The sequence below is a fragment of the Burkholderia sp. BC1 genome, from assembly GCF_052683555.1.
The window spans coordinates 18682-27861 of record NZ_JBQYLP010000073.1; the positions used below are offsets into that span (position 1 = coordinate 18682).

6 protein-coding genes are annotated in these 9180 nt (G+C 67.4%); 1 reads left to right on the plus strand and 5 read right to left on the minus strand.

All coding sequences use genetic code 11. From position 1 onward, the window contains the following. Together galU and ACSHSS_RS25390 are read right to left on the minus strand one after the other, a co-directional pair. Positions 1 to 888, minus strand: a complete 888-nt coding sequence (gene galU / locus ACSHSS_RS25385; RefSeq protein ID WP_006399611.1) for a UTP--glucose-1-phosphate uridylyltransferase GalU — start codon at positions 886 to 888, stop codon at positions 1 to 3. Positions 889 to 1117: 229 nt separating this feature from the next. Continuing rightward, positions 1118 to 1261 (minus strand): hypothetical protein, encoded by a 144-nt coding sequence (locus ACSHSS_RS25390; RefSeq protein ID WP_006399609.1) that lies wholly within the window; start codon positions 1259 to 1261, stop codon positions 1118 to 1120. 211 nt (positions 1262 to 1472) lie between these two features. Here ACSHSS_RS25390 and ACSHSS_RS25395 point away from each other — a divergent pair, with 211 nt between their 5' ends. Then, positions 1473 to 2648 (plus strand): acyltransferase family protein, encoded by a 1176-nt coding sequence (locus ACSHSS_RS25395; protein WP_035956013.1) that lies wholly within the window; start codon positions 1473 to 1475, stop codon positions 2646 to 2648. A 239-nt stretch (positions 2649 to 2887) separates the two neighbouring features. On the opposite strand, the gene ACSHSS_RS25400 is transcribed toward ACSHSS_RS25395, so the two are convergent. From ACSHSS_RS25400 to ACSHSS_RS25410, 3 genes are read right to left on the minus strand one after another with little or no spacing between them, the layout of a single operon-like run. After that, positions 2888 to 5353 (minus strand): glycosyltransferase family 4 protein, encoded by a 2466-nt coding sequence (locus ACSHSS_RS25400; RefSeq protein ID WP_059842819.1) that lies wholly within the window; start codon positions 5351 to 5353, stop codon positions 2888 to 2890. Further along, positions 5350 to 6816 (minus strand): oligosaccharide flippase family protein, encoded by a 1467-nt coding sequence (locus ACSHSS_RS25405; protein ID WP_006399606.1) that lies wholly within the window; start codon positions 6814 to 6816, stop codon positions 5350 to 5352. The genes ACSHSS_RS25400 and ACSHSS_RS25405 overlap by 4 nt, the downstream gene beginning before the upstream one ends. Before the next feature lie 26 nt (positions 6817 to 6842). Further along, positions 6843 to 9035 carry a hypothetical protein gene (locus ACSHSS_RS25410; protein ID WP_445545708.1) on the minus strand — a complete coding sequence of 731 codons (2193 nt, stop codon included), beginning with the start codon at positions 9033 to 9035 and terminating at the stop codon, positions 6843 to 6845. Between the last annotated feature and the right edge of the window lie 145 nt (positions 9036 to 9180).

Sequence of the window (9180 nt, forward strand, 5' to 3'; positions counted from 1 at the left end):
TTATGCGACGGCAGCCAGCGCGGGCAGACAGGTACGCAGATACGCTTCGAATTCGCGGCTGACCTCCGGATGCTGAAGCGCGAGCTCGACGGTCGCCTTCAGATAGCCGAGCTTGCTGCCGCAGTCGAAACGCGTGCCGTAGTAGCGATACGCGAGCACCTGCTCGTTCGCGAGCAGCGACTGGACGGCGTCGGTGAGCTGCAGTTCGCCGCCCGCGCCCGGCTTCAGCCGCCGCAGATGATCGAAGATCGTCGGCATGAACACGTAGCGGCCGACCACGCCGAGGTTCGACGGCGCGTCTTCGGGCGCCGGCTTCTCGATGATGCCGGACAGCTTGATCACGTCCTCTTCCCACTCGCGGCCTTCGATCACGCCGTACGAGCGGCTGTCCTCGCGTGCGATCGTCTCTACGCCGATCACCGAGCTGTGATAGTGATCGAACACGTCGACGAGCTGCTTGAGCACGGGCTGCTCGCCGTGCAGCAGATCGTCCGCGAGAATCACCGCGAACGGCTCGCCGTGCACGAGCTTCTCGGCGCACAGCACGGCATGCCCGAGGCCGAGCGCTTCCGGCTGGCGCACGTAGAAGCAGTCGACGTGGCTCGGCTTGATGCTGCGCACGAGCTCCAGCAGCTTTTCCTTGCCGCGCGCCTCGAGCTCGGCTTCGATCTCGTACGACTTGTCGAAATGATCCTCGATCGCGCGCTTGCTGCGGCCCGTCACGAAGATCATCTCGGTAATGCCGGCGTTGATCGCCTCCTCGACCGCATACTGGATCAGCGGCTTGTCGACGACGGGCAGCATCTCTTTCGGGCTCGCCTTCGTTGCCGGAAGGAACCGCGTGCCGAGACCGGCGACGGGAAACACGGCCTTGTTGACTTTCAACATGTTCGCATCCTGATTGCATTGATTGCGCCGCGTCGCTCCGCGACCCGGCGCGATTGTTTTCAGAACGGCATATCGGGAATCGCCGCTACTGCCCGTTCCCTGCCATTCGCTTTCGATATGGACCGGTTGCCCATGATTTCCGGTAAATCGATCGCCATTTGAAGCGGTCGATATTGCCGAGTCGATTGCCGAAGCAGAAACAAATTACCGATCGGCCGGATACAAACGGTTACGATTCGAATTCCTCGATAAGCGGCACGCCGCCGCGCTCGAGGCCCGGCCGAATCGGTTCGTTCTTCAGCGCCTCGCGGTACGCCGACAGCACGGCCATCACCAGCAGTACGCCGGCGCTCGCGATCCAATGCATGTCCATCTTGCGCTCCTTGCATCAATCAACTGGAGCTTCAAACTATCAGAAAAAAATCGGTAAATAATTTACCCCTCACCGGCCGCGCCTTTCAAGTCCCTGTAAATCCACATGCTGAAATAACACGATTTTCGATCGCGATTTTTTTATTCACTGATCGAATTCTTGCGGATTACGATTGGATCGTCCCTTCATCCGTCGCAAGGAACCGAATCGCATGCAAGCTTTCAGCGGAACGTCTTTCGCCGCCCCGCCCGTCGCCGATCGCAAGGAGCACGTGATCGACGCCATGCGCGGCTTCGCGGCGCTGCTCGTCGCGTATTTCCACTGCCGGCAGGTCGTGTGGGTCGGCATGCAGAGCTTCCATCGCGCTTACGGTCACGCGCTCGACCCGAGCGTGATCGTCGGCTATCTGACCTTCCCGTTCGCGTGGGGCTCGGCCGGCGTGCCGATCTTCTTCGTGATCAGCGGCTACTGCATCCATCGCAACGCGGCGCTGAAGCTCGCGGCCGATCCCGCCTACCGGCTCGACGCGCCGAACTTCTGGGCACGGCGCTTCGCGCGCATCTATCCGGTGCTGCTCGCCGCGCTGCTGCTGACGCTCGCGCTCGACGCGATCAGCCTGCAGATCCAGCCGGTCAGCCACAAGATCCGCGACATCGGCGTCACGGCATTCCTCGTGAACCTGTTCTCGCTGCAAGGCGTCGCGGGCTACACGTACGGGTCGAACGGCGCGCTGTGGACGCTGTCGCTCGAAGTGCAGTTCTATGCGATCTATCCGCTGCTGTTCGCGGTGCGCCGGCGCATCGGCATGCCAGCGGTCGTCGCCGCCGTCGCGCTCGTCAACGTCGTGTCCGCATGGCTGCTCGAACGGCACGACCTGCAGTTCTTCACGTCGTACTGGCTGTCGTGGACGATCGGTGCCTGGATCGCCGACGTGCGCGCGCAACCGGCGCGCGGCGCGGCCGCCGTGCCGTCGCGCGGCTGGTACGGCGCGGCCGCGCTGCTGCTCGCGGCCGGCTGCGGCGCGTTCCATTTCGGGCAGTACGGCGCATTCCAGCTGTGGGCGGCCGGCTTCGCGTGCTTCCTGTACCGCGCGCTCGCGTGCCCGCCGCGGCCGACGCTGCCGCTGCGCGTGCTCGGCTGGTTCGGCGATTTCAGCTACTCGCTGTACCTGATCCATCTGCCGCTGTTCGTCTGCCTCGGCTCGGTGCTGTTCCGCTCGCAACTGCAGTTGTCGATCTGGCCGTCGTTCGGCTTCATCGCCGTCGCGATTCCGGTCGCGTACCTGTTCTACCTGCTGTTCGAACGGCCGGCGATGCGCTGGTCGGCGAGCCTGAAACCGACGCGCACGGCGCGCGTCGTCGCCGCGGCGCCCGAACGCGCGGCCTGAACGAACGCACCGGCGCGCCGCGCATCCGCGCGCGCTCACGCTGCCCGCACCCCGCGTCGCATGCAACGGCGCGGGGTTTTTTATCGCCTGGTGCACGATGCACGAAGCACGATGCGCGACGCACGACGCAACCGATCGCGCCCGCGCTAGCCTCGCCAAAACACAACGCCCTCACACCGCGCATGGCGGCGTGAGGGCGCATATCGATCGACGCGGACGGCGCGCGCGACGCGCACCGCTTACTGACGTTTCGCTTTCGCAGCGCGCGCGGTATCCGCGAGAATCTTCTCGACGCGCTCGACATACGTGCGCGTGCCGAACCGCCGCAGTGCGGTCGCGCGACCGCTCGCGACGAGCCGTGCGCGCAGCGCGGCGTCGGACTGCAGCGCGACGAGCGCGTCGGCGAGCGCCGTCGCGTCGCCCGGCTCGCAGAGCAGGCCGTTGTCGCCGTGCTCCACGATCTCGACGACGCCACCCGCACGCGCCGCGACGACCGGCCGGCGCGCGAGCATCCCCTCGACGATCACGCGGCCGAACGGCTCGGGCGTGATCGACGTATGCGCGACGACGTCGACGGCCTTCATGCAGGCGGCGATATCGCGCTGGAAGCCGAGGAAATGCACGCGGCCGTCCATCCCGTGCCGCGCGACGGTTTCATGCAGTTGCGCCGCGTATTCGTCCTCGCCGAACAGCGGTGCGCCGACGAGCACGACGTGCACGTCCGGCAGCCGCGCGGCCGCTTCGAGCAGCACGTGCTGCCCTTTCCAGCGCGCGAGGCGGCTGAACGAGCCGACCAGCCAGGCGTCGGCCGGCAACCCGAATCGCGCACGCAGCGCGGCCTGGCTCACGTTGTCGAGCGCATCGAACGGCTCCGCGGCAATCCCGTTGAACACGACGTCGACGTGCTGCGGCGTGAACCCGGTCAGCGCGCGGAACGCCTGCGCCGACGCATCCGAATTCGCGATCACGCGCGTGACGCCAAGCCGCGCGCAATGCTTGATCGCGAGCAGCTGCTTGCCGCCGAAATGATCGGCGCTGACGATGTCGCGCAAATGCCAGACGACCGGCTTGCGCGCGAGCCGCCCGGCGAGCGCGGCGACCACCATCGCGCGCTGCGTGTTCGCATAGATGACTTCCGCACGGCGCGCGCGCCGCGCGACGTCGCGCACGAGCCGCCACAGTTGTGCGAGTGCGCCGAGCGACACGCCACCCTGCTTGCGCACGCCGGCAAGCGCGCCCTGCTCGACCACGTCGACACGCGCGCCGATTTCCTCGAGCGCCGCGCGAAACGGACCGTCGTCGAACAGCAGCACGTCCGCGTTCGCGCGCATGTGCTTCATGATTTCGAGCAGCGACAGCTCCGCCCCGCCGAGCACGCCGCTCTGGTCGAGCACGAGCGTCGCCGGCCCGCGCGGAACCGGCGCCGCGGCCGGCGCGCCGCGCTGCGCGGTGGCGCCCGGCAGCGCCGTCTCCACGTAATCGAGAAAACGTCGGCGGAACGTGTCGGCCGAGAACCGCTCGGCGTTCGCCCGGCACGCACGCGGCGTGAAGCGCTGCGGCGCGCGCTCGAAATCGTCGACGGCCGCGACGATCGCCTGCGGCGTCTGCTCGTCGAAGAACAGTCCGGTCGGGTTCATGTCGGCGCGCGGATCGAGCACCGTTTCGAGCGCGCCGCCCTTGCCGTACGCGATGACCGGCGTGCCGCACGCCTGCGCCTCGACGACCGAAATGCCGAAGTCCTCCTCGGCCGCGAACACGAAGGCCTTCGCGCGACGCATGCGGTCGTGCAGCACGGCGAACGGCTGATAGCCCATGATCTCGACGTTCGGGCCGGCCTTCGCGCGGATCTTGTCCATCTCGGGACCGTCGCCGATCACGACGAGCTTGCGCTCGGGCATGCGCGAGAACGCCTCGACGATCAGGTCGATCTTCTTGTACGGCACCATCCGCGACGCAGTCAGGTAGAAGTCGTCCTTCACTTCGTTCAACGAAAACGCGTCGACGTCGACCGGCGGAAAGATCACGGCCGCATCGCGGTGATAGACCTTGCGGATGCGCCGCGCGATGAACGCCGAATTCGCGATGAAACCGTCGACGGCGTTCGCGGTGCGCGTGTCCCAGTTGCGGATGTAGTGCAGGATCATCCGCGCAAGCAGCGACTTCGGCCCGTGCGTGAGGTTCGACTGCTCCAGATACTGGTGCTGCAGATCCCACGCGTAGCGGATCGGCGAATGGACGTAGCTGATGTGCACCTGGTCGGGGCCGGTCAGCACGCCTTTCGCGACCGCGTGGCTGCTCGAGATCACGAGGTCGTAGCCCGATACGTCGAGCTGCTCGATCGCGAGCGGCATCAGCGGCAGATAGCTGCGGTACTTGGTGCGCGCGAACGGCAGCTTCTGGATGAACGTCGTCGTCACCGGCTTGCCGCGCACGAACGCGCGATCGTCGAGAAAGTCGACGAGGCTGAACAGGTCCGCGTCGGGAAAGCACGCGAGGATCTGCTCGAGCACGCGCTCGGCGCCCGCATACGTGACGAGCCAGTCGTGGACGATCGCGACGCGCAGCGGGCGCGACGCATCGCGCGCGGGCGCCGGTTCGTCGCGCGGCACCGCGCGCAGCGTGCCCGCTTCGCCGGCGACGGCCGCGACCGTCGCGTCGGCCGGCGCCGCATTGAGAAGGGCGTGTTCCGCCAGATCGCGATTCATGTGGTTTTCCTCGCATTGAGACGGCCGATCAGGCCGGACGCCAGCGCGCGCAGCCCCGGCGTCATCGTGAGCGACCAGGCGACGTTCAGCGTCAGCACGATCGCGCACATGCCGATGGATTCGGCAAGCCCCGGCCAGGCGTTCGCAAGCGCGAGGCTCACGAGCAGGAACGCGAGGTGCGCGACCATGTCGAGCACGATCGCGCGCATCCGGATCGCCGACAGATAGAGCAGCACGCCGTAGTCGACCAGCGCGCGGGCGGCGACGACCACCGCCGCGCCGATCAGCCCGTAGCGATGAATGCCGAGCCACAGCGCGCCGACGAAGAACGGCATCTGGACGAGCCCGGCCAGCGCCGCGCGCGCCGGGTTGACCTGCGACTGGATCAGGATCCGCGTGACGCTGGCCTGACCGACGAGCCACACGCCGACCACGAGCACGCGCCCGACCGGCGCCGAATGGGCGGCCAGATCGGGGCCGACCCACAGCGTCAGGAACGGCGCCAGCGCAAAGATCGCGACGATCGCGACCGGCGTGAACACGCCGTTCAGGAATTCGAGCGACTGGCGCGCAAGTGTGTCGGCGTGCTCGCGGCCGAGCGCGGACAGGCGCGGGAACAGCGTGCGCACGAGCGCGTTCGGCAGCATGTTCAGCCGCGTGACGAGGTTCTGCGGCACCGTGTAGTAGGTGACGAATTTCGCGCCCATGCCGGCGCCGAGCATCACGCGGTCGAGCGTGTCGGCGATCATGCTCGTCGTGCTCGCGATCAGCATCCAGCCGCCGAAGTTGAACAGTCCTTTCGCGGTGCCCCATTGCGGCGGATCGACGCGCCGGATCCCGAGCACGCGCACGCTCGCATAGCCGAGCATCACCGCGGCGACGAGCCGCGCGACGACCGCGGCGGCGAGCACCGTCTGCAGGTTCGGCGCGATCCACCAGGCCGCGCCGAGCGGCAGCAGCTGGAACAGGAACGTGCCGATCGTCTGGTTCGTGTTGAACACGCCGAAACGCTCGGCGCCGTTGATCGCGCCGGCGAACACCCACGACACGTTCGCGAGCGGAATCGCGAGCGCGAGCCAAGGCAGCGCGAGATACACCTCGTGCTGCATCGCGGCCGACACCTTCGTGAAATACGCGGTGTAGACGAATGCGCCGAAGTAGATCAGCAGGCCGCCCGCGATGCCGGTGCCGAGATTGAGCCAGAACGCGCTCCAGAATACGCGCGCGCTTTCGGCCGCATCGCCGCTCGCGAGCGCCTTCGAGATGTGGTTCTGCGCGGCCATGCTCATGCCGAGATCGAGAATCCCGAAATAGCCGATCAGCGTCCACACGAGACTGACGACGCCGTAGCGCTCGACGCCGAGCGCGTGGATATACGCGGGCACCGTGACCAGCGACACGAAGGTCGGCAGGATCAGCCCGACGAAATTGATCGATACGTTCTTCAGTATGCGTTTGTCCATGCCTGTGCCTTGTCGACGGCCGCGCGTCACGGTTTCCAGCGATACATCAGCACCTTGCCGCGCGCGTCTTCCTCGACGAACACGAGGTACTCGCCGTTCTCGCGGCGGAACGCGCTGATGCCGAACGGCACGTCGACCCATCCCGACGCGCGGCCGACCTCCGGCCCCGGACTCATCACGCCGACTTCCTTGCCGGTTTCGTTGTCGTACACGTGGATCTTGCCGACCGGCTCGACCGTGAAGATGTAGCGGCCTTCGACGGTGATCCCGATCAGGTCGAGAATCGGCTTCGCGTCGAGCTGCCACGGCAGCGCGATCGTGTAGCGCGCGACCGGCGAGCCCGTCGACCACTTGTCGAAGCGCACCAGCACGCGGCCGACTTCCTTGTTGATGCCGGGCTGCGGCGGTGCGTCCGCCGTGTAGCCGGTCACGTAGAGCGCATCCGTACGCGCGTCGTAGACCGCGCGGCGCAGCTGCGTGAACGGCTTCGGCATCGGATACGTCGTGACCTTGTCGTACGCGTAGATCGGGTTGCCGGCCTTGTCGACGCCGCCGTAGCGGAACCGGTGAATCCCGCGCACGTCGCTCGTGCGCCAGATGTCGCCCTTCGTGTCGATCCACCAGCCCCAGCCGCCCGCCTTCGCGTTGCCGGTCGTGTTGATCTCGAATTCGTCCGCGTCGAGCCGACCGTTGCCGTTCGCGTCGCGCCACAGCCAGTCGCCGCCCGGCGGCTTGTTCGGCACCTTGTCGACCGGCCGCGCGCGGCCCGCGATCAGCCCGGACGGAATCGCGACCTCGCCGTCGCGCTTCGCGTCGAACCGGTAGATCTTCAGGTGATCGGCATACATGTCGGTCAGGTACAGGAACGTGCGGCCGTCGAGACGGCGCGCGGTCGGCATGCCGGGCCACTGGTCGGTGTGGAACACCGGATCGTCGGGATACTTGAAGCGGTTCGACAGGAAGCCGACATATTTCCAGTCCTGGCCGGGCGGCTTCGACAGATCGAGCTCGAAGCGCTTGTTGCCGGTGTACACGCTGTCGGGCCGCGCGGGATCGAGCCACGCGCCGTCGACGAACAGCAGCCCCTGCACTTGCCAGCGCAGCGTGCCGTCCGGCGTGTAGCTCTCGAGCACCGCGCCGAGGCCGGCGCCGATCGTGTCGTGACGCGGCCCGATCCCGTTCATCGCGACATAGACGTTGCCCGCGCGATCGACGCCGACGCCGGTCAGCCCGTTGAAGCGCTGCGGGCCCGGACGGCCCGGCACGGGGCCGGCGAAGATGCCGCCGCGCACGCCGATCGTGCCGGACGGCGCATAGCGCTCGCCGCTCTTCGAGAAAATCAGGATCTGCTGGCGCGGGCCGTTGTCGGCGACGAACACGCGCCCTTTCGTGTCGACCGCCACGTCGACCGCGTCGGTGCCGTCCGGCAGCGCGGGCGCGTCGTCGATCTTGCGGCCGTCCGCGCGCACGTGCACGAGGCGCGCGGGGCCGTTCAGCGTGTCGGTCAGCAGCCACAGCGTGCCGTCGGCCGCGAGCGCGATGCGTCCGGGCTCGTGTGCGCTCCACGTGCCCTTTTTCTGCATCGTCTCCGCGTCGTAAACGTCGACCGCGTCGTGCGACGGATTGGTCGCGAACAGCGTCTTGTCGTCGGCCGCGAGACCGCCGACTTCGGCCTTCAGCTCACCGGCGTCGGGCTTCGCCGCGGCCGGCACTTCGTTGACCACCATGAAGCTCGCGGCCATCCGCGCGCGGCCTGCGTCGGCCCGTCCGCCCGGTGCAACCGACGGCGCCGCGCGAAACGGCGCAGGCTGCTTCATGTCGCCGATCGCGCGCCGCGAGATGCCGAACCACTGCTTGCCCTTGTCGGGCCAGATGCCGGGCGACTGCAGCCGGCCGCGTTCGTTGCCGACGCCGATCGCGACATACGCATACTTGCCGTTCACCGCGATCGCATTGCCGCCGAGATTGCCCCAGCCGTGCGTGCCGCCCGCGAAGCCGAGCATCTTGCCGTCCTGATAGACGCTCGCCTCGGCGCCGCTCTCGTCCCACGGCGCATTCGTATAGACCTTCCCGTCGGGCGTGACCGCGATCGCGCGGATATCGATCTGCGTCCAGCGGCCGTCGCCATAGCCGAACGTGTTGCCGATCCACGACGTGGTCGCGGGCAACACGGTTTCGGCCGATGCGGCGCCGGCCGACAGCACCGCGCACATCGTCATGCCAACCAGAATCAGACGTCGCAATGCGCTTCTCCAGACTCGATGCTTGGCGACCGAAACAGCGGCGCATGGCTGCCGCGAAACGTCCGGTCGCTAAGGAAACGCTGATTTATTCGGCTCGGCGGTCATCGCAGACGTAGCCGAG

What these genes read in the sequence shown, in the direction of transcription:
- ACSHSS_RS25405 (WP_006399606.1), bottom strand. Translation starts at nt 6,816, where the DNA reads ATGGACAAACGCATACTGAAGAACGTATCGATCAATTTCGTCGGGCTG.
- ACSHSS_RS25395 (WP_035956013.1), top strand. Translation starts at nt 1,473, where the DNA reads ATGCAAGCTTTCAGCGGAACGTCTTTCGCCGCCCCGCCCGTCGCCGAT.
- ACSHSS_RS25390 (WP_006399609.1), bottom strand. Translation starts at nt 1,261, where the DNA reads ATGGACATGCATTGGATCGCGAGCGCCGGCGTACTGCTGGTGATGGCC.
- ACSHSS_RS25410 (WP_445545708.1), bottom strand. Translation starts at nt 9,035, where the DNA reads ATGACGATGTGCGCGGTGCTGTCGGCCGGCGCCGCATCGGCCGAAACC.
- galU (WP_006399611.1), bottom strand. Translation starts at nt 888, where the DNA reads ATGTTGAAAGTCAACAAGGCCGTGTTTCCCGTCGCCGGTCTCGGCACG.
- ACSHSS_RS25400 (WP_059842819.1), bottom strand. Translation starts at nt 5,353, where the DNA reads ATGAATCGCGATCTGGCGGAACACGCCCTTCTCAATGCGGCGCCGGCC.